This window comes from Candidatus Pelagibacter bacterium nBUS_36, assembly GCF_051201215.1.
Classification (GTDB): Bacteria; Pseudomonadota; Alphaproteobacteria; order Pelagibacterales; family Pelagibacteraceae; genus Pelagibacter.
The window spans coordinates 541,704-563,345 of sequence record NZ_CP172839.1 but is presented as its reverse complement, the minus strand read 5'-3'; the positions used below and the strand labels follow the sequence as shown (position 1 = coordinate 563,345).

General features: G+C 30.1%; 22 protein-coding genes. 10 read left to right on the top strand and 12 right to left on the bottom strand.

What is annotated here, in order from left to right:
- Positions 1-31: 31 nt before the first annotated feature.
- Complete coding sequence (locus ACIJYI_RS03040) at positions 32-799, top strand: transporter substrate-binding domain-containing protein (protein WP_435114630.1); 768 nt, start codon at positions 32-34, stop codon at positions 797-799.
- 40 nt (positions 800-839) lie between these two features.
- A complete protein-coding gene (locus ACIJYI_RS03035) occupies positions 840-1,571 on the top strand; it encodes an amino acid ABC transporter permease (protein ID WP_435114629.1) in 732 nt (243 codons plus the stop codon).
- 4 nt (positions 1,572-1,575) lie between these two features.
- On the opposite strand, the gene ACIJYI_RS03030 is transcribed toward ACIJYI_RS03035, so the two are convergent.
- A complete protein-coding gene (locus ACIJYI_RS03030; protein ID WP_435114628.1) occupies positions 1,576-2,364 on the bottom strand; it encodes a glutamine amidotransferase-related protein in 789 nt (262 codons plus the stop codon).
- On the bottom strand, positions 2,365-3,528 hold the full coding sequence (locus tag ACIJYI_RS03025; protein WP_435114627.1) for an iron-containing alcohol dehydrogenase: 1,164 nt from the start codon (positions 3,526-3,528) through the stop codon (positions 2,365-2,367).
- A gap of 71 nt (positions 3,529-3,599) precedes the next feature.
- Between ACIJYI_RS03025 and ACIJYI_RS03020 the strand changes: the two genes are divergently transcribed.
- A complete protein-coding gene (locus ACIJYI_RS03020) occupies positions 3,600-4,976 on the top strand; it encodes an aldehyde dehydrogenase family protein (protein ID WP_435114626.1) in 1,377 nt (458 codons plus the stop codon).
- 1 nt (position 4,977) lies between these two features.
- Positions 4,978-5,733, top strand: coding sequence for an SDR family NAD(P)-dependent oxidoreductase (locus ACIJYI_RS03015; protein ID WP_435114625.1), 756 nt, complete (start codon positions 4,978-4,980; stop codon positions 5,731-5,733).
- 44 nt (positions 5,734-5,777) lie between these two features.
- On the opposite strand, the gene ACIJYI_RS03010 is transcribed toward ACIJYI_RS03015, so the two are convergent.
- The 10 genes from ACIJYI_RS03010 to gatC form a co-directional block, all read right to left on the bottom strand.
- A complete protein-coding gene (locus tag ACIJYI_RS03010) occupies positions 5,778-6,854 on the bottom strand; it encodes a C4-dicarboxylate ABC transporter (RefSeq protein ID WP_435114624.1) in 1,077 nt (358 codons plus the stop codon).
- 125 nt (positions 6,855-6,979) lie between these two features.
- Positions 6,980-8,317, bottom strand: a complete 1,338-nt coding sequence (locus ACIJYI_RS03005) for a TRAP transporter large permease (protein WP_435114623.1) — start codon at positions 8,315-8,317, stop codon at positions 6,980-6,982.
- Positions 8,318-8,319: 2 nt separating this feature from the next.
- Positions 8,320-8,829 carry a TRAP transporter small permease subunit gene (locus tag ACIJYI_RS03000; protein WP_435114622.1) on the bottom strand — a complete coding sequence of 170 codons (510 nt, stop codon included), beginning with the start codon at positions 8,827-8,829 and terminating at the stop codon, positions 8,320-8,322.
- A gap of 44 nt (positions 8,830-8,873) precedes the next feature.
- On the bottom strand, positions 8,874-9,353 hold the full coding sequence (locus tag ACIJYI_RS02995; RefSeq protein ID WP_435114621.1) for a thermonuclease family protein: 480 nt from the start codon (positions 9,351-9,353) through the stop codon (positions 8,874-8,876).
- The gene (locus ACIJYI_RS02990; RefSeq protein ID WP_435091101.1) at positions 9,316-10,686 is read right to left on the bottom strand and encodes an MATE family efflux transporter; all 1,371 of its coding nucleotides are present in this window, start codon (positions 10,684-10,686) and stop codon (positions 9,316-9,318) included. The genes ACIJYI_RS02995 and ACIJYI_RS02990 overlap by 38 nt, the downstream gene beginning before the upstream one ends.
- A gap of 7 nt (positions 10,687-10,693) precedes the next feature.
- Entirely contained in the window at positions 10,694-11,602 is a 909-nt protein-coding gene (locus ACIJYI_RS02985) for a rhodanese-related sulfurtransferase (protein ID WP_435114620.1), read from the bottom strand.
- Positions 11,602-12,252, bottom strand: a complete 651-nt coding sequence (locus tag ACIJYI_RS02980; RefSeq protein WP_435114619.1) for an O-methyltransferase — start codon at positions 12,250-12,252, stop codon at positions 11,602-11,604. Before ACIJYI_RS02980 ends, ACIJYI_RS02985 begins: the two co-directional genes overlap by 1 nt.
- Before the next feature lie 5 nt (positions 12,253-12,257).
- Positions 12,258-13,733 (bottom strand): Asp-tRNA(Asn)/Glu-tRNA(Gln) amidotransferase subunit GatB, encoded by a 1,476-nt coding sequence (gene gatB, locus ACIJYI_RS02975; RefSeq protein WP_435114618.1) that lies wholly within the window; start codon positions 13,731-13,733, stop codon positions 12,258-12,260.
- Positions 13,733-15,190: an Asp-tRNA(Asn)/Glu-tRNA(Gln) amidotransferase subunit GatA gene (gatA, locus tag ACIJYI_RS02970; protein WP_435114617.1), complete on the bottom strand. Its 1,458-nt coding sequence runs from the start codon at positions 15,188-15,190 to the stop codon at positions 13,733-13,735. The genes gatB and gatA overlap by 1 nt, the downstream gene beginning before the upstream one ends.
- Positions 15,190-15,477 (bottom strand): Asp-tRNA(Asn)/Glu-tRNA(Gln) amidotransferase subunit GatC, encoded by a 288-nt coding sequence (gene gatC / locus ACIJYI_RS02965; protein WP_435114616.1) that lies wholly within the window; start codon positions 15,475-15,477, stop codon positions 15,190-15,192. The genes gatA and gatC overlap by 1 nt, the downstream gene beginning before the upstream one ends.
- 50 nt (positions 15,478-15,527) lie before the next feature.
- Here gatC and ruvX point away from each other — a divergent pair, with 50 nt between their 5' ends.
- The 6 genes from ruvX to ACIJYI_RS02935 are packed head-to-tail and all read left to right on the top strand — an operon-like array spanning position 15,528 to position 21,640.
- The gene (gene ruvX / locus ACIJYI_RS02960) at positions 15,528-15,983 is read left to right on the top strand and encodes a Holliday junction resolvase RuvX (RefSeq protein ID WP_435114615.1); all 456 of its coding nucleotides are present in this window, start codon (positions 15,528-15,530) and stop codon (positions 15,981-15,983) included.
- Between the two features lie 42 nt (positions 15,984-16,025).
- Positions 16,026-16,967, top strand: coding sequence for an aspartate carbamoyltransferase catalytic subunit (locus ACIJYI_RS02955; protein WP_435114614.1), 942 nt, complete (start codon positions 16,026-16,028; stop codon positions 16,965-16,967).
- Positions 16,968-18,254: a dihydroorotase gene (pyrC, locus tag ACIJYI_RS02950; RefSeq protein WP_435114613.1), complete on the top strand. Its 1,287-nt coding sequence runs from the start codon at positions 16,968-16,970 to the stop codon at positions 18,252-18,254.
- A 2-nt stretch (positions 18,255-18,256) separates the two neighbouring features.
- Complete coding sequence (gene plsY, locus ACIJYI_RS02945; RefSeq protein WP_435114612.1) at positions 18,257-18,835, top strand: glycerol-3-phosphate 1-O-acyltransferase PlsY; 579 nt, start codon at positions 18,257-18,259, stop codon at positions 18,833-18,835.
- 37 nt (positions 18,836-18,872) lie between these two features.
- Positions 18,873-21,467 carry a type I DNA topoisomerase gene (topA, locus tag ACIJYI_RS02940; RefSeq protein WP_435114611.1) on the top strand — a complete coding sequence of 865 codons (2,595 nt, stop codon included), beginning with the start codon at positions 18,873-18,875 and terminating at the stop codon, positions 21,465-21,467.
- Positions 21,464-21,640 (top strand): hypothetical protein, encoded by a 177-nt coding sequence (locus tag ACIJYI_RS02935; RefSeq protein ID WP_435114610.1) that lies wholly within the window; start codon positions 21,464-21,466, stop codon positions 21,638-21,640. Before topA ends, ACIJYI_RS02935 begins: the two co-directional genes overlap by 4 nt.
- Positions 21,641-21,642: the final 2 nt, after the last annotated feature.

The following is a 21,642-nucleotide window of genomic DNA, read 5'->3' as shown; positions in this document are numbered from 1 at the left end:
TATTCTCTAATTTTTATGGGTAAAAGAGGTAATGAAAAAACTTATCTTACTTGCACTTATGGTGCTTTTACCCTTTTCCGTTAATGCAGATACAAAACTAGATCAAATATTAGCTTCTGGTGAGTTAAAAGTTGGAACAACAGGAGACTGGGATCCAATGACGATGAAAGATCCTGCAACTAATAAATATAAAGGTTTTGATATAGATGTAATGAATGAATTGGCTAAAGATATGGGTGTAAAAGTTACTTTTGTGCCAACTGAATGGAAAACTATAGTTTCAGGAATTACTTCAGGCAGATATGATATTTCAACAAGTGTTACTAAAACACCTAAAAGAGCAGAAGTTGCTGGCTTTACTTCAACATATTATAAATATGGCACAGTACCACTAGTTCTTAAAAAGAATTTAAAGAAATTTTCGACTTGGGACTCTTTAAATAAAAATGGTGTTAAGATAGCTACTACACTTGGCACATCACAAGAACAAAAAGCAAAAGAATTTTTTCCAAACTCCACTTTAAAATCTGTTGAAGCTCCAGCTAGAGATTTTCAAGAAGTTTTAGCAGGAAGAGCAGATGGAAATATTACCAGTTCTACAGAAGCAAATAAATTAGTGATTAAATATCCTCAATTAGCAATTGTTCAAGATGGTGAAAAAAATCCTGCTTTTTTAGCTATGATGGTTCCTAAAAAAGATACTGTTTGGAATGATTATGTAAGCAATTGGATTGAGAAGAAAAAAAATTCAGGATTCTTTGAAAAGTTATTGGCTAAATATAATCTTAAAAGTTTATAATCAGTTAGATATTAATTTTTAATTCTCTATAACTTTAAGAGTGAAAAACATATTTTTTTTACTTTTAATTATTCCACTCTCTTCTTGCACAAATCAAGAACTGGGATGGTTTATTATTTCTCCAAATAATATTGAAGGGTTAACAAATCTTAAATTTTTATTAAGCGGTTTAACAACTACAATTTATATTTCTGTAATATCAATTATTATATCGATGTTATTAGGTTTGATAGTTGCTATCCCCTCTTTGGCTAAAAATAAATTTTTAACCTTTATTAATATTGGTTATGTTGAAATTGTAAGAGCGGTACCATTATTGGTTTTAATCTTATGGATTTACTATGGATTACCAATAATGACGGGTATTAGCTTTAGTCCATTTGTTTCTGGAATAATTGCTCTAGCTATAAGTGAAAGTGCCTTTCAAGCAGAAATTTTTAGAGCTGGTATAAATTCAATTAAGAAAGCACAATGGGAAGCTGGTAGCTCATTAGGTCTAAATTTTTTCAAAAGATTAAGGTTGGTAATACTTCCTCAAGCAATAAAAAATATTTTACCCGCTATAGGAAATCAATTTGTTTATGTATTAAAAATGTCTTCATTGGTGTCAATAATTGGCATTGGTGACTTGACTAGAAAAGCAAATGAATTGGTGGTAACAACCTATAGACCTTTGGAAATTTATACTTTTTTAATACTAGAATATTTAGTTCTTATTCTGATTGTTTCATTTTTTGTAAGAAAACTTGAAAAAAGACTAAAAGATAAATAAATTTTTACTTAATATGATTTAGCCAATTTCTAACTTCACAAGTTCTATCTTCAAAATTTAATAACCCATTTTCAGCTTTTATATATGAAATATGTTTTTGATATTCTTCTTCATTCAAAAAATTTTTATTTTTAAATAATCTCTCTTTGCGACCTGCAATAAGGTTAATCATCTGATAATATTCATAATCTGGATGATATTGTAATCCTGTAATCTCAGAATTTCCTGCATTAAAACTTACACCCATCACATTATTAACTTTATCACTTGATAGTAGAGTAGCATTTTTTGGTAATTCACTAACTTCATCAAAATTAAATGCTGGTGAGGTAAATTTATTTTTTTTATCTTTGTATATAAAATGTTTATGACCGCTATTGTTAATTATCACATTTGATGCAATTCCAATATGTGCACCATTTTTTCCAGGGTTTACTTTACCACCAGCTGCTGTCGTGCAAACTTGTAGCCCCCAACAAATTGCTAAAATCTTCTTATTTTGATTTAAGCAATCGGATGCAAAATTGATGTGTTTTTTAATGACATCAGTCATATCATTTAATCTCATTGCACCTCCCGTAAAAATAATACCATTATATTTACTCATATTTTCTATGGCTTTACGTGTTTCGTCGTCATGACCAGGATTTATAATTTTTGTATCTATTGATGGATCTATCTTTAAAATTAAATTTTTTAAATTATCTGCTGCCGAAGCTCCAGCCGCTTTAATAAAAAACTCACTGTCTTCCCTAATGTTTCCTTCAACAATTAAAATATTTAAATTACTCATTTAAAACAATTTGCCAGTCATACTATGTTGATACATTATTTTCATATCATCTTTAGTCAATTTTTTTGGATTACCACCTGTTGATGGATCCGCTAAAGCCATTTCTGACAACCTATCAAGATCAAAATCCTTTTCATCAATCACATCAGATAGTTTGTGTGGCATATCTAGTTTTTTTCTTAAATCTAAAACCCATTTAACAAAACCATCAAAAGATCGCTCTTTAAGTTCTAAGTAATCACAAATTTTTATTATCTTTTTTTCAATAACGCTCTTATTGAAAGTTAATACATAAGGCATAAATATTGCATTGGACAAACCATGATGAATATTATTTAATGCATTTACAGGATGGCTCAATGAATGAATTGCACCCAATCCTTTTTGAAATGCAGTTGATCCCATACTTGCAGCTGTAAGCATATTTTGACGTGCTTCTATATTTGAACCATTTTTAACAGCTTCAAGTAACCATTCATTAATTATTCTCATACCTTCTAGAGCTATACCATCGGCCATCGGATGGTATCCTGGAGCACAATAAGCTTCTAAATTATGAGCTAAAGCATCCATTCCTGTTGCAGCAGTAATTTTTGCAGGTAAACCAAGTGTTAGAATTGGATCAAGAATAACTATTGATGGCAAAAACTTAGGATGAAAAATTATATTTTTTACACCAGTTTCTTCATTTAAAATTACAGATGCACGTCCAGTTTCAGAACCAGTTCCAGCAGTTGTTGGAACAGCAATAATTGGAGCAATTTTATCAGAATTAGCTTTAGTCCAATTGTCTCCCACGTCTTCAAAATCCCATAATGATAGTGTTTGCCCAGACATAAATGCAATAGCTTTGCCAACATCCAAGCCACTACCACCACCAAAAGCTATTACTCCATCACAACTATTTTTATTATAATAATTAGCACCTTCTATTACATTTGTTCCTGTCGGATTACCGACAACATTAGAATATAATTCTGTAAAAATCTTATTGTCTTTTAATATTGTTAAAGTATTTTTTACAATATCAGTTTCAGCCAAACCTTTGTCTGTTACTAATAGTGGTTTTGAAATACCTAAATTTTGACAAGCTATAGCTATATCATTAATTCTATTTTCACCTACCCACATTGTTGTTGGATAATTCCAGTTGTATTTTTGCATAATAATATTTAGTGTTATATGAAATTAGATGTTGTATATCATTTTCTTAATCAATTTTAACTAAAATATTTATGCAAAAAACAATTACACCTATTGATAATACTGTCTATATTGAGAGAGAGTATAACTCTGACAAAATTGAACAAACTATAAGTAATTCAGTTAAAGCTCAAAAATCTTGGGCCGATCTGGATGTTAAAGAGAGAGTTAGACTATTAAAAAAATTTGTTGAAGATTTTTTATCTAAAGGTGACATGATAAGTGAAGAGCTAAGCAGACAAATAGGCAGACCTATTTCTCAAGCTGCTGGTGAGTTAAATGGTTTTAAAGAAAGAGCTGACTACATGTTGTCAATTGCAGAAAAAAAATTAGAAAATATCGATGTAGCTAAAGATAGTAATTTTAAAAGTTATATTAAAAGAAGGGCTTTAGGAGTGGTATTTGTAATTGCACCTTGGAACTATCCATATCTTGTTGCGGTTAACTCCATAATACCAGCAATGGCATCTGGTAATACAGTCATTCTAAAACATTCTGCACAAACACCTTTGTGTGCTGAACAGCTATATGAATCAGCAAAAAAAACTTTACCAAAAGATGTTTTTAATTACTTACATTTAAATCATGAAGACGGTTTAAAAGTAGTTTCAGATAAACGGATTAACTTTGTGTCATTTACTGGCTCAGTAAAAGCTGGATATGATGTACAAAAAGCAACTCATACCAAGTTCATAGATATGGCTTTAGAATTAGGTGGTAAAGATCCAGCATACGCAAGACACGATTGTGACTTAGAAAAAACAGTTGAAAATTTAGTAGATGGGTCTTTTTTTAATTCTGGTCAATCTTGTTGTGGAATTGAAAGAATTTATGTTGATGAAAAAATTTATAATGATTTTATAGAGCTGTTTGCTTCAAAAACTTACAATTACAAACTTGGAAACCCCTTAAATAAAGATACTAATTTAGGTCCAGTTGTTAAATTATCAGCTGCAGATTTTATCTTAAATCAAATGAATAATGCTGTTGATAAGGGAGCAAAAAAAATGATTGATGAAAGTAAATTTGATTTCCCTAATCAGCATAAAAATTATTTAATACCTCAAGTCTTAATTGATGTTACTCATGATATGAGTTTTATGACAGAGGAAACTTTTGGACCATGTGTGGGTATAATGAAAGTAAATGATGAAAACGAAGCTATAAAATTGATGAATGACAGTCCTTACGGTTTAACAGCTTCTATTTGGACTAAGGATATAAGTATAGCTGAACAAATAGGTAACAAAGTTCAAACGGGTACTTTCTATATGAACAGATGTGATTACTTAGATCCAGCTCTTTCTTGGACTGGTGTTAAAGAAACTGGAAAAGGCTGCTCATTATCTGAGATTGCTTATGAAAAATTAACAGCTCCAAAAAGTTTTCATTTAAGAAAAGAGCAATAACATGAAATTAAGTTACAAAGGAAAATCGGCTATAATTACTGGAGCATCTGGTGGAATGGGTTTAGAAATTTCCAAAAAATTATCTCAAAACCATATTTCTGTTTTGATGCTAGATCTTAAAAGTCCTAGTTATGATTTTTTAAAAAAAAATAAAAATTGTGAATTTAAGAAAGTTGACGTAACAAATTTTAAGTCAATGAAAACTCATATCGATAAATTTTATAAAAAGAACAAAAGTATAGATTATTTAGTCAACACTACTGGTGTACTTTGGTTCGACAAAGATATATCGGCCGTTAATATAGATGATAAAATTTGGGATAAAGTTTTTCAAATCAATTTAAAATCAATGGTTTTCCTATCAAAAATTATTGTTCCTAAAATGATTAAAAATAATTTTGGATCAATGGTTCATATTTCTTCTATAGACGCTTTATCAGGGGATGACAAACCTCAAGATGCATATGGAGCATCAAAAGCTGCTATGATAAGACTGTCTAAATCTTTTGCAATTCAGTTTGCCCGTAACAAAATTAGATCAAATGTAATTTTACCTGGACCAATAGACACTGGAATGCAAGTCAGATGGAAAAGAAATCCTAAAGCAAAAAAAAATTTGGAAAAATTTATCCCATTAAATAAAGTAGGTAAACCTGAGGATATATCGAATGCCTCTTTGTTTTTACTAAGTGATCAAGCTAGTTATATTACTGGGACTGAATTGATTGTTGATGGTGGAATTACATCAAAGCCTTAGTTCTAATTAGGCGCCTTAAAAAAAGGCGCCTAAAATTATAATCTTTATCTGTAAGGATATCCTGCTTTATCCATTGTTGAAGCATAAGCTTTGAATGCATCAACAACTTTTTTAGCACGAGGACTAATTTTTGAAGTATCATCCCAAAACTTTTTGGAATCTTCTACAACTTTTCCCCATTCGTTATCAGGTAAACTTGTAAGCTCCATCTTCTTACCTTCAACACGAAGTTTAGCTTCTCCACCCCAATACCAAACTTGTCTATAATAATGTGAATCATTAATAGACATTCTGTAAAGTGCTTGAAGTTTAGGACTTAATTTATCCCAACTTTTTTGGTTAGCAAAATAAGAACCAAACCAAGCTCCTGTAACAGAGTTAGTTAGTGCATATTTACAAATGTCAGCCCAACCCACTTCATATGCTTCAGTAAATCCACACCAACATACTCCATCAAGTTCTCCTGTTTGCATAGCAACTTCAACATCATCCCAAGGAACTGTTACTGGGATTAAGCCATATTGAGCTAAGAATTTACCAGCTGTAGGGACACCAAACACTCTTAATCCCTTCATGTCTGCTAAAGAAGTAACTTTTTTCTTTACAGTGAAAAGATGACATGGATCCCAAGCACTTGTACTTAACCATTTAACACCTTTAACTTCACTATAAGCTTCATCCCAAATTTCATTTAAACCATAATATTTAAATAAAGCTGGTACATCCAAGCTGTATCTAGTTGCAAATGGGAAGTATCCTCCAAACACAGAAATATCTACTGGAGATCCCATTGTAGCATCATCACTTTGTACCGCATCAAGTGTTCCTGCCTGCATAGCTCTAAACAGCTCATCAGTTGGAACTAATTGATCCGCATAATAAAGTTCAATTTCCATTTCACCATGAGCAGCTTTATTAAATGCTTCTATTTGTGGTTTGATAACGTGTGCACCAAGGGGAGCTCCAGAATAAGTCTGTAATCTCCATTTAATTGGGTTTGTTGCAGAAAAAGCATAAGGCGCTTTAATAGTAGTAGCACCTGCAGCTCCTAAAGTTAGTAAACCTGCTTTCTTAATAAACGAACGCCTCTTGTTCGTTAATATTTTTTTATTTTTTTTCACGTGATCTCCTTTACGTAAGTTAATGTAAAAGAGTATTATAATTTTTAATAATATGAAACTTAATATTTTATTTTTTTATTTAGTAAATCTTATAAAAAAAATTTAATTAAACTTTAAGTTGAATTTTATCTTGATAAATACTTTTCTGGAAGATATGTCGCTATCTCAGGGAAAATCATAACAATAGCTAAACCAAAAACCATTATTAGTACAAATGGAACAATTGAACTATAAATATCTTGTAAAGAAATTTCTTTTGGAGCCATGGCTCTCATCAAAAATAAATTATATCCAAATGGTGGTGTCATGTATGCAATTTGACAAGTAATCGTATAAAGAACACCATACCAAATTGGATCAAAACCTAACGCAATAATCAAAGGTACATAAAGAGGCGCAACTATTACCAGCATAGCCGTGTCATCCAAAAACATTCCCATGAGAATATATGAAAGTTGCATCATAATTAAAACGCCCCATGGTGAAAGCTGCCATCTTTCAATAAATAATGTTTCAATAGCTCTCCCCGCTCCTAAACCATCAAATACCGCACCAAAAGTTAACGCTGCTAATATAATCCACATAAACATACAAGAAACACCTAATGTCTTTTTTAAAGTTGCATCTAATACTTTTCTGTTAAATCTTTTTTTAAAAATAGAAGCTAATGTTGCTAGTAATGCACCTACTGCAGAACATTCAACTAAACTTGCAATACCCATTAAGAATAATCCTGTCATGAGAAAAAAAATTAGAAAAGGTATTACTCCTGCCTTAAGTAATTTAATTTTTTCTAAAGTTGAAATATTTCTATCTTTTTTAGGTAATGGAGGTCCAAGTTCAGGTTGTAACTTACATCTAACATAAATATATATCAAAAATAAAGATGCCATCAATAATCCTGGTAAAATTCCTGCCATCCATAATTTGCTTACAGGTTGACGTGCAATCATTCCATATAAGACCATGACAACACTTGGTGGAATTAAAATACCCAGCGAGCTCCCTGCTTGAACAACGCCCGTGATCATTCTTTTATCGTAATTCCTTTTCAACATTTCAGGTATCGCTATAGTTGCACCTATTGCCATACCAGCAACACTTAAACCATTCATAGCCGAAATTGCGACCATCATGAACATTGTACCAATAGCCAAACCTCCTTTTAATCCACCAAATAAAACATGAAACATTTTATAAAGGTCACTTGCAATGCCCGATTCTGAAATCATAAAACCCATATAAATAAACAATGGTAAAGTTAGCATTGGATACCATTTAAAAAGTTTCCATGTTGCGGTGTAAGGCATTTCAAGAGACCCATCGCCCCAAATTAATAATGCTGAGGCTGCAGCAACGAATCCAATAGCACCAAAAACTCTTTGTCCTGTAAACATCATAACAAGCATTGTTATGAACATGAAAAGAGCAATAAATTCATAACTTAAATATTGAGCTAACATAATTATATTTTTCTATTTTTTACGTGAGCTATATTTTTAAATAATGAAGAAAAGGCTTGAAGAAGCATTAACAAAATTCCTATTAACATTAACGTTTTGATGGGCCAAACATAAGGGGCCCAAGCAGTAAAAAGTTTTTGTTTTGTCTCAATAGTATAAATTAAACTAGTTATTGATCCAAAAAACAAAATAGCTAAATAGAAAATAAGAAAAAAACTTGTAAAAATATCCATTTTAGCTTTTCCTTTTTTTGATAACTTTCCGTAAAACAAATCCATTCTAACATGATCATCTGCTAGCATTGAATAACCACCACCCAAAAGATAATACGCAGTTATGGTAAATTGAGCCATTTCTATAATCCACATCAAAGGGTAATTGATAATATTTCTTGTGACAAATGATAAAATTAAAAGAAACATCATGAAGAAAACGCCATACATCACAAACCTACCTACTTTAATGCAAATGGAATCTATTATGTTTACATAAATTGAAAATATTTTTGGCATAAAGATCTAAAATGTATAATTCATATGGAAATTTCAATCAAACTTTAATTGTTTCTTCTATAATCCCACGGATACTCAAATTTCATGGCCCATATACCAATTTTATTAATTCTTGCATAATCTTCATCTGGGATAAACTTTTTTGAATACCTTCTATATGCAAATGCATAACCACTTCTAACAAGATAACTGGATAAACTTTCATCATTTACAAAACACTCTGCTAATGTTCTTTTATATTGATCTTTACCTTCGCTAATACAGATAACTTTATTATTTCCAATCTTATCTATAAGAATTTGTTTGGCTGTTATTCCACAAGGATCACTTTCACCTTCTTTAATGCAGTTTTGTTTTAATTCTGGTGTATCTATGCCACTAAATCTAATTTTTTCACCATTAATCTTAATTGTATCTCCATCCGTTATTTTAATATCTTGTGATTTAATGTCGGTATATGTGAAAAAAAAAACTAGTGCTGAAACACTAATAACTAAAATGGCTTTTCTTTTGCTTAAATACATTATTTAAAAAATACCCAATGAAAATTATTAGGGCAATACCCATAATCCAATTAGTTGCCATTATTGTGTAAAATATATCATTATAATCACCACCTCTTATATTAATCACATACCATAAAGACAAAAATGGAAATGCAGTTAACCTAAGTATACTTAAATATAGGCTATAAATTGGTTTTTTAAGTGCTTGGAATACTGCTGTAGTGATAAAAAATACCGGATAAATAGGACCAATTAAGGCTGCAACTTTAAGATAAAGCGCCCCATGTTTAATTGCTTCAGTATTATCAGTAAATTGAGATACAAAAAATTCTGCACCAAAAAATAATATTATTCCTGCTCCAATCATAAATGAAGAGCCAAATAAAAGAGCCTTTGTATATAATTCTCTTATACGATTAAACTTTTTTGCACCAAAATTTTGTCCCCCTATTGATAGTACCGCAGTATTTAAACCAATAACAGGTAATAAAAAAACCTGCTCAACCCTTAAAGCAGAACCATAACCAGCGGTAGCCATTTCTCCAAATTGTCCAATAAAGTATAAAATATTAAATATGCCAACTCCTATAAAAAGCATACTAAACATTATAGGGAGTGCTTGAGAAAATAATTCTCTCAACATATCTAATTTAGGAATAAAACACTGTATGTATAAATATTTTCTTAATTTACATGAGTTAATTTTATAAGCTAAATAAAATGTTCCAATAGATTGTGAAATTACTGTTGCAATAGCAAGTCCACCTATACCAAAAGCAGGAATAAACCCGTAACCCCAAATAAATAATGGATTTAAAAAAATATTTAAGAAAAAACTAAAGATTAATACATTTCTATAACTTTTTGTATCACCTTGAGCATTAAGAGCACCATTTAAAGAAATTTGTATCATCACAATAAAAGTACCGTAGAAAATTATATCTAAATATTCTCTTGTTAAAACAATGCTTGAAGCATCAGAGCCCATTACACCTAAAAGAAAATTAGAAACATTTAATCCAAATAATGTGACTATAACGGATGTTAATATTGCAAAAATAACTGATTGAGCAATAAATAGTGATGCTTTATTAAATTTCTTTTCTCCTAATAAATTACCTATACAAGCATTTGTTGCAGCACCAATACCAACGCCTACCGCTATAATTACAAAATATATTGGAAATGATTTAGCTATTGCACCTATAGCTTCTGCTGAAATTCTACCTGCAAACCAAGTATCAACTAAATTATAAAAAGTTTGAAATAACGAACCTACGCTTGCAGGTATCGTTACTTTTCTAAGAAGATCCCAAATAGGGTCTTTTGTTAAATTTATTTGTTTAGACAATTTATTTTTATTTATATTCTTTTTGGAATATATGCTTTGAACCACTCTTTTTAGCAAGATTTATTTGTTCTTGTCTCATTCTAAATCGTGTCTTTTGAGATTTTGTCAAGTTATCGTAACATTTTGTGCAAGAAACACCTTCTTCGTATTTTTTAGATTTTTTGTCTTTAGGTGAAATTGGTTTTCTACATCCACTGCACATGAAATAGCTTCCAACACTTAAACCGTGTTTAAGACTGATCCTGTTGTCAAAAACAAAGCACTCACCTTTCCACATACTATCTTTTTTCTTAGTATTTTTGAGATAATTTAAAATACCACCATTCAATTGATAGATATTTTTGAAACCTTTGTTCTTTAAATATACTGATGTTTTTTCACATCTAACACCACCGGTACAAAACATGGCTACTGGTTTATTCTTTTTTAATTTATTTAGATATTTAGGAAAATCTCTAAAATTATTTACATTTGGATTTACCGATTTTTTAAATGTTCCTACGTCAAATTCAAAAGGCTTTCTTGTATCAATAATATGGGTATCTTTTTTTTTAATTAATTTGTTCCACTCTTTTGGATCTAAATGAGTTTCTAAATTTCTTTCTTTAGAATTCAACATTAAATTCATTGGAACAATTTCTTTTTTAATTTTAACTTTAGGTTTGTGAAAAGGTTGGAATGAAGATTTAGAATTATTACTATTATCAAAATTTCTAAATGAAAATAGCGATTTAAGTTTTTTAATTGTTTTATCTATATTTTTAACTTGGCCAGATATAGTTCCATTTAGTCCTTCTTTAGCAATAATAATAGTTCCTCTTATATTGTTTTTAATAAAGAATTTTTGCATAGCATCTTTATTTTTTTTTAAAGATGTAACTTTTATAAATTTGTAAAAACCAAAAACTTTAAACATTATAAAACTCTACAAACTGTCATGCCATCTCCTAAAGGAATTATAATTTGTTCAACTCTTTTATCATTAGCAATATGAGAATTAAATTCTCTTATGTTTACTGTGTATTTATCTAAATTTCCTTTATCAGCAACTTCTCCATGCCACAAAACATTATCAACAATTATTAACCCCTCCTTATCAATTAGATTTAATGATCTTTCGTAATATTCTTTGTAATTCATTTTATCTGCATCAATAAAAACCATATCAAATTTATTATTTTTAAGATCTTCTAAGCTTTCTAAGGCTGGTTTTATTATTGTTTTTATTTTATGTTCTTGTTTTGCTTTTTTAAAAAAATTTAATGCCACCTTGTTAGTTTTTTCATTTTTATCAAGCGCTGTCAGTCTACCATCTTCTGGTAAAGCTAGTGAAATTGAGAGTGCACTTAATCCTGTGAAAGTTCCAATTTCTAGTACATTTTTTATATTTGAGATTTTTACGATTAAATGCAAAAAATAGCATTGAGATGGATCAATTTGCATCCTTTTGATGTCGCCTAATGAATTATTGTAATCAATTATTTCTTGCTGAATTGGATTTAGCTTTAATCCAAAATCATTAATATAATTTTGTAATTTTTCTGTTATTTCAAGGTTTGAACCCATTTTTATTAAAGCTTTTTCTTTAATATCTCATTTATTAATTGAGGGTTTGCTTTACCACCTGAAACTTTCATTGCTTGACCTACAAAGAAACCAAATAGTTTTTCTTTACCGTTCTTATATTCGATAGCTTTTTCACGATTATCATTAATTATCTTATCAATTAAAGCTTCTAGAGCTTTGGGGTCACTTTCTTGTTTTAAACCTTTTTCTTCAACAATTACTTGAGGATCTTTATCACCATCAAGCATTAATTCAAATATTGTCTTACCTATCTTTCCAGAAATCGTTCCATTTTTAATTAGATTAATTAACTTTGCTAAATTTTTTGCACTTATTGGGCTTTCAGATATTTCTAAATTTTTATTGTTTAAAACAGCAAACAATTCACCTGTAATCCAGTTAACTGCTAATTTCATATCACGGTTCTTACCCATTTTTGCAACGACTTCTTCAAAAAATTTTGCAGTTTCAATATCAGATACTAATATTGTTGCCTCATAAGCAGACACTTTAAATTCATCTATAAATCTTTTCTTTTTATCATCAGGTAATTCTGGAATATCAGCTTTTAATTGTTCTATAAATTCATCTGTAACTTCTAATGGTAATAAATCTGGATCTGGAAAATATCTGTAATCATGAGCATCTTCTTTTGATCTCATTGATCTAGTTTCATTTTTTTTAGTATCAAATAATCTTGTTTCTTGGTCAATTGATTTACCTTCTTCTATCAAATCAACTTGTCTATTAGCTTCATAATCAATTGCCATTTGCATAAATTTAATAGAATTAACATTTTTAATCTCACAACGTGTTCCAAGTTCTTTACTGTCTTTTAATCTTACAGAAACGTTAACATCTGCTCTTAATGAACCTTCTTGCATATTACCATCACAAGTACCCAAATATCTCATTATGGATCTTAATTTTTTAATATAGGCACTTACCTCATCTGGAGTTCTTAAATCAGGTTTGCTAACAATTTCCATTAAGGCTACACCTGATCTATTTAAATCTACTAAAGTATTTTGTGGATCCATATCGTGAATACTTTTTCCAGCATCTTGTTCTAAGTGTAGTCTTTCAATACCCACTTCTTTTTGTCCATTTGGCATATCAAGAACAACAGTTCCCTCTCCAACTATTGGATATTTGAATTGTGAAATTTGATATCCTTGTGGAAGGTCAGCATAAAAATAATTTTTTCTATCAAAAACTGACCTTTTGTTGATTTGAGCTCTTAAACCAATACCTGTTTTTATTGCTTGTTTCACGCAATATTCATTAATTACAGGCAACATTCCAGGAAAAGCAGCATCAACTAGACTTACTTGAGTGTTAGGTTCAGCGCCAAATTTTGTTGAAGAGGATGAAAATAATTTTGAATTAGATGTCACTTGTGCATGTACTTCAAGACCAATAACAACTTCATAAACATTGTCATACCTTTCAATTAAATATTCTGAACCATCTTTAGGCATTATTTAATCCACCAATCAGAAAATTTGTTTTTAAAATTAATTTTATCTTCCATCGCATAAGCTAAATTTAATATCTCTTGTTCTTTAAATGCTTTGCCAATTATTTGTAATCCCAAAGGATATCCTGCAGCGTCATGTCCTGCTGGAATAGATATGGCTGGTAGTCCTGCTAAATTAACAGGTACTGTAAAAATATCATTTAAGTACATTGAAACAGGATCATCTTTCTTTTCACCAATTTTAAATGCTGAACTAGGTGTTGAAGGTGTTAAAATTGCATCTACTTTTTTATAAGCTTCATCAAAATCATTTTTAATTAATTTTCTAACTTTTTGCGCTTTCAAATAATAAGCGTCATAATATCCAGATGATAAAACATACGTACCAATCATTATTCTTCGTTGTACTTCAGCACCAAAACCTTCAGATCTTGTTTTTTCATACATATCAATTAAGTTTTCACCTTTAGCTCTAAAACCGTACTTAACGCCATCGTATCGTGCTAAATTTGAAGAAGCCTCTGCTGGGGCAACTATATAATATGTTGGTAATGCGTAACTAGTATGAGGTAATGAAATATCTACTATTTCTGCACCACAATCTTTTGCATATGCAATTCCTTTTTGCCACAACTCCTCAATCTCCTTAGGCATACCCTCTACTCTATATTCTTTAGGTATTCCTATTTTTTTTCCTTTAATATTTTTAGTTAAATCTTTGCTATATTGATTTCTTTTAAAATCTATTGATGTAGAATCTTTATTGTCATAAGAGCTGATTACCTCTTGTAACAATGCACAATCCTCAACATTTTGTGCCATTGGTCCTGCTTGGTCTAATGAAGAAGCAAAAGCAACAATTCCATATCTAGAACAACTTCCATAAGTAGGCTTTAACCCAACTGTGCCTGTAAAGGATGCTGGTTGTCTAATCGATCCACCAGTATCTGTTCCTATTGTAATTGGTGTCAGCTGACCACTTACAGCCGCTGCAGACCCACCTGATGATCCACCTGGAACCAATCCTTTATCAATAGGGTTTTGTACATTTCCATAAAAACTTGTTTCATTGGAAGATCCCATGGCAAACTCATCACAATTTAATTTACCAAGTAAAATTGCTCCTTCATTCCATATATTTTGAGTAACCGTAGATTCATAAGTTGGAACAAAGTTTTCCAAAATTTTACTTCCCGCTGTAGTTCTAATATCTTTAGTGCAAAAAAGATCTTTAACAGCCATCGGTATTCCTGGAAGTTTTAAATCTAGATTAGGTTTTTCATCAAATTTTTTTGCTTTATCAATAGCATTTGAAAAATCTTCTGAAATGTAAGAATTTAATTCTTTTGATTTTTCAGAACGTTCAACAAATGCTTTAGTAACATCTTCTGATGATAGTTTTTTTTCTTTAATATTTTTGACTAATGATGTTAATGATTGAGAAGTTATATCAGACATTATTCAACAACCTTTGGAACTACAAAAAAATCCTCATTATCTTCGGGTGAATTTTTTATAATTTGTTCTCTTATATTTTGATTTTTAACTTCATCTGATCTAAATTTTAAAGTTGTTTCAGCAACAGATGTAAGTGGCTCTACTTTATCAGTATTTAATTCGTTCAATTTTTCAATAAATTCAAATATTGAGTTTAAATCACCTGCAAGTTTTTCAGCTTTTTGCTCATCAACTGAAATCCTTGATAATTTTGAAATGTGCTTTATTGTTTTAAGATCAATGCTCATATGGTATTTAAATATGTCGCAAACTATCACTTAAGTTAAAAATATACAATATGATCACTATTGAAGATTTAAAAAAAAAACAGTCTGAACCCTCTAGATTGATTGGATTGGATCTAGGCTCTAAAAGAATTGGTGTATCTATTTGTGATGAGAGGCAATCTATTGCAACACCCTTTAAAACAATTAATAAAACAAACACAAATGAGTTAATTGATGAATTAAAGGAGATAATTACCGAGTATAACATCAAAGGAATAATAATAGGAAATCCTATTAATATGGATGGTTCATTAGGTAGATCTGCTCAATCAGTAAACGACGTATCTAAAAATATTGACAAATCAATTGATGTGAATGTTTGTCTGTGGGACGAAAGACTCTCTACTGTTGGGGCATTCAATATCTCTAGTCAACTTGATGTAAATGTTAGCAAAAGAGAAAAGAATATAGATCAAAACGCAGCAGCATTCATACTCCAAGGTGCAATTGATTTTTTAAATAATTAATTCTTGCCATAAGGGTACTTTATAGTTATAGAGTTAATTTTAATGGCAATTAAAACAAACAGAGCTATTAAAATCTCCCAAAAACATTTGTTAGGTATCCAAGATTTATCAATTAATGATGTTAATTTAATCTTAGATGAGTCACAGGCATTTATTAAACTTAATCAAAGTAAGAATAAAAGATTAAATGTATTAAATGGCAAAACTCAAATTAATCTATTTTTTGAACCTTCAACCAGAACTCAAAGCTCATTTGAGCTAGCAGGTAAAAGATTAGGTGCTGATGTAATGTCCATGAATATGGGAAATTCTGCAATTAAAAAAGGTGAAACTTTAATTGATACCGCTATGACTTTAAACGCTATGCATCCTGATATAATTGTTATTAGACATCAAGACTCTGGGGCATGTAACTTATTATCGCAAAAAGTTAATTGTGCTGTATTAAATGCTGGCGATGGCAGAAGAGAACACCCTACTCAAGCACTTTTAGATGCTTTAACAATTATTAATCGAAAAAAAAAAATTGAAGGTCTTAAAATTGCAATTTGTGGTGACATACTTCATTCAAGAGTTGCAAGATCAAATATTTATTTACTATCAATGCTTGGTGCAGAAGTAAATATTATTGCTCCATCAAATCTAATGCCAAAAGAGATAGAAAAATTTGGTGTAAATACTTTTACAGATATGAACAAGGGTCTAAAAGATTGCGACATAGTAATGATGTTGAGATTACAAAATGAAAGAATGACAGGTTCGTTTCTTTCTTCAAACCGTGAATACTATGAATATTATGGCCTAACACCAGATAAAATGGATCATGCAAAACCAGATGCAATCATAATGCATCCCGGTCCTATGAATAGAGGTATTGAAATTGATACAAGATTAGCGGACGATATTAATAAAAGTGTAATTAAAGAACAGGTAGAACTTGGTGTGGCTGTAAGAATGGCTTGTTTAAAGATTTTTTGTGAATAAATGAAAAAACAATATTTTATAAATGCAAATATAATTGATCCATACAATTCATTAAATGAAAATGGAGGTTTAATTATTGGTGAAGATGGTAAAATTGAAGCTATAGGTAAAAAAGTAAATACCAACAATTTGCCAACAAGAGAAAAACCAATCGATTTAAAAGGTAAATATATATTTCCTGGGTTGGTGGATATGAGAGTATTTGTAGGTGAACCTGGTTATGAATATAAGGAAAATTTCAGAACTCTAAGTAATGCAGCATTATCAGGTGGTGTAACATCAGTAGTTACAATGCCTAACACAGATCCAATCATAGATAACGTATCAATAGTAGATTTTTTGAAAAGAAGAGGAAGAGATAAATCAAAAATAAATATATTTCCTTGCGCTTCGCTGACACAAAATATCGAAGGCACAAACATGACTGAATTTGGTCTGTTAGCAAGCAAAGGAATAGTAGCTTTTACAGATGGTGTGAAAACCATTCAAAATACAAGCTTGATGTCTAAAATAATGAATTCCGCTAAAGATTTAGGATGTTTGATCATGCAACATGCTGAAGATTATCATCTTTCTAAAAATGGAATGATCAATTCTGGTATAATTGCTACTAAACTTGGTCTATCTGGAATTCCTGACATTGCTGAGAGAATTATAATCGAAAGAGATTTAACTTTACTTGAAAAAGCAAAATGTCGTTATCATATCTCACAAATTTCATCAGCAAAATCTGTTGATGTAATTAAAGACAAAAAAAATAATATTAAATTTACATGTGGTGTATCAATAAATAATCTCTCTTTAAATGAAAATGATATTGGAGATTTTAAAACATTTTTAAAATTATCTCCACCTTTGAGAAAAGAAGAAGACAGGGAAGCACTTGTTCAAGGTTTAAAAGATAGAACTATAGATGTAATTGTTTCAGATCACAAACCTGAGGATGAAGAATCTAAAAGACTAACTTTCTCTCAAGCAGCAACTGGAGCTTCAGGTATAGAAACACTTTTATCTTTAAGCTTAGAGTTATATCACAATGGATCAGTCAAACTTGAAACTATAATTCAAGCTTTAACTTCTAGTCCTGCAAAAATTTTAGGTATTAATAAAGGAAATCTTTCAATAGGCAATGATGGAGACTTTTGTGTGGTTGATCTAGATAAACCCTGGATTGTAAAAAAAGAAAACTTAGTTTCAAAATCTAAAAATACTTCAATTGAAGATAAAAAACTACAAGGTAAAGTAACAAATACATTTGTAAAAGGTAAGGAATTATTTAAAATATAGGAATGGAATATTTTACAATAGGTATTATTTCTTACCTTATGGGATCTATTCCGTTTGGTTTAATTCTAACAAGAGTTTTTTTAAAAAAAGATATTCGAGATATAGGATCTGGTAATATAGGAGCTACTAACGCACTAAGAACTGGTAACAAGCTGATAGGATATACAACGCTTATATTGGATATATCAAAAGCAATAATTCCTGTTATTTTTGTTAAAATTAATTTCCCAGACCTGATATTTGTTGCTTCATTATGTGCATTTTTAGGACATGTATTTCCAATTTGGCTTAAGTTCAAAGGTGGAAAAGGTGTTGCCACATATGTTGGAATTTTATTTTCTATAAATATCTTATTAGGAACAATTTTTATAATAAGTTGGATAGTTATATTTATATTAACTAAATATTCATCATTGTCGTCAATAATTGGGGCTATATCTATACCTTTGTATTTTTTGCTAACTGGACAAAGCAATAATGTTATTTTTTTTATAATAATGTTTGTTTTGATCTTTTTTACACATAGAGAAAATATCAAACGACTTAAAAATAAAGAAGAAAGTAAGACTAAAATTTATTAATTTGACTATCAAACTCTTTTGAGTAGTTTGTTAAATTATGAATCTAGTCATAGTTGAAAGTCCTGCTAAAGCAAAAACCATAAACAAATATCTTGGTGATAATTACACTGTTTTAGCAAGCTATGGTCATATAAGAGATTTACCCTCTAAAAATGGGTCTGTAGATCCTGATCAAAACTTTAAGATGGAATGGGAAGTTGATAGTTTTTCAAAAAAATATTTAAAAGAAATCACTGATGCTGCAAAAGATTCTTCTAAAATTATTTTAGCAACAGACCCCGATCGTGAAGGTGAAGCTATTGCATGGCATGTAAAGGAATACTTGAATGAAAAAAAACTTTTAAAAGATAAAGAAGTTGAGCGAGTTGTGTTTAATGAAATTACAAAAAAAGCTGTTACATACGGAATAGAAAATCCAAGACAAATAGAACCTTTGTTGGTAGATGCTTATATGGCAAGAAGAGCTCTAGATTATTTAGTTGGTTTTAATATCTCACCAATCCTGTGGACAAAGTTACCAGGTTCAAAATCAGCAGGCAGAGTTCAGTCTGTAGCTTTAAAACTTATTACAGAAAGAGAGCATGAAATTGAGTCTTTTAATCCAGAAGAATTTTGGACACTAACAGTAAATTTTCAAGATAATAAAAAAAACTCAATCAGTGCAAGTATATCTCAACTTGATGGTAACAAAGTTGAAAAATTTTCATTTAGAAACAAAGCTGGAATAGATAAAGCAATTGAGAGTATCAAAGATAAAAAATTTGATATAACTGATATTACCTCAAAAGTGGTTAACAGAAACCCCTCTGGTCCATTTACTACTTCTACATTGCAACAGGTAGCCTCAAGCAGACTGGGTTTTGGTGCATCAAGAACAATGCAAATTGCTCAAAGACTATATCAAGGAATTGAAATTGATGGTGAAACAATAGGTTTAATTACTTATATGAGAACAGATGGCACAAACTTATCAGCTGATGCAATTACAGATTTTAGAGATTATATAAAAAGTGAGTTTGGAAAAGAATATCTTCCAGTTAACCCTCTAAATTATTCAGGAAAAAAAGCTAAAAATGCTCAAGAAGCTCATGAAGCTATAAGACCTACAGATATTAGTAGATCGCCAGAAACTGTTAAGAAATATTTAAGTTCAGATCAACAAAAACTCTATAATTTAATATGGAGTAGAGCTCTATCATCACAAATGGAGACTGCAAAATTTGATAGAAGCACAATAACCATAACTTCAAAAGATGCAGACACTATATGCAAAACAAGTGGTTCTGTTTTAAAATTTGATGGTTATTTAAAAGTATTTCCAAGCCCAAGTAAAGATGATGATGAGTCAATCTTGCCAGAAATGTTTAAAGGACCAATAAATATTGAGGCTCTTTTTGATGAACAGCACTTTACACAACCACCTCCAAGATATTCTGAAGCAAGCCTTGTAAAAAAATTAGAAGAACTTGGTATTGGTAGACCATCTACATATGCAAGCATAATTTCAACAATTGCTAATCGTGGATATGCTGAAATTGTTAATAAAAGATTTTTTCCAACTGATCGTGGAAAATTAATATCAGCCTTTTTAGAAAAATTATTTTCTAAATATGTTGATTATAACTTTACTGCTGGCTTAGAGGAACAATTAGATGAGATTACAACTGGAAAAGAAAGCTGGATAAAAGTTTTAGAAATGTTTTGGAAAGATTTTAATAATAATGTTTCTGAGGTTAAAGAAAAGAGAACCAGAGAAGTTTTAGACCTGTTAAATGATAGTCTAGGAACTTTAATTTTTGACAAAGACTCTAGTGGAAAAGTTGTAAGAAAATGCCAATTGTGTGAAACAGGTTCATTAAGCTTAAAAAATAGTTTTAGAGGAGGTGCTTTTATTGGCTGCTCAAATTATCCTGAATGTAAATTTACAAGACCATTATCGAAAGCAAAGGCTGCTGCCCAAGCTCAACTAGCTGAACCTAAATTTATAGGTAAACATGAAAATGGTAATGATATATATTTAAAAAATGGAAGATTTGGTCCATACTTGCAGTATGAAAAAGTTTTAGAAGAACATACAGAAGAAAAAGTCACCAAGAAAAAAAAGGAAACAAAAAAAGCTAAAACAGATGTTAATGAACTTTTAAAGAATGTCTCAATACCTAAAGGTTTAGAATTGGAAACTATAGATTTAGAAAAAGCTCAATTTTTATGCTCATTACCAAAATCACTTGGTCTTAATCCTGAAAATCAAAAAGATATTACATTAAATACTGGAAGATTTGGTCCTTATTTAAAATGTGAAAATAAATCAGCAAGAATAGAAAATATAGAAGAAATATTTTCAATAGGTTTAAATAGAGCAATAACATTGATAGCTGAAGCTAAACCTGGACGAATGTCTTCATCAATTATTAAAGATTTAGGTGAACACCCAGAGGATAAAAAACCAGTAAGAGTTATGAAAGGTCAATATGGACCGTATATTAAATATAAATCATTAAATGCAACAATTCCTGAGGAAAAAGACCCTACTGAATTAACAATGGAAGAAGCTCTAATCCTTATTGAGAAAAGAATAGAATACGATAAAACTAAAAAAGGTAAAAAAACTAAGAAAAAGAAAAAAAAATGAAAAATTTGCTACTAATATTTTTTTTAATCCTTTGCACCGCAAATACATCTTATTCGAAAGAAAAAAGTTGCCAAGGTACGAAAAAAGGAACCGTTGAAAAAGCAGGTAATTTAAAAGATGGTGTTAAAAGATTAGGTAGTGGATTAGTTAAACCTTTTAAAAAGAAAGATTAGAT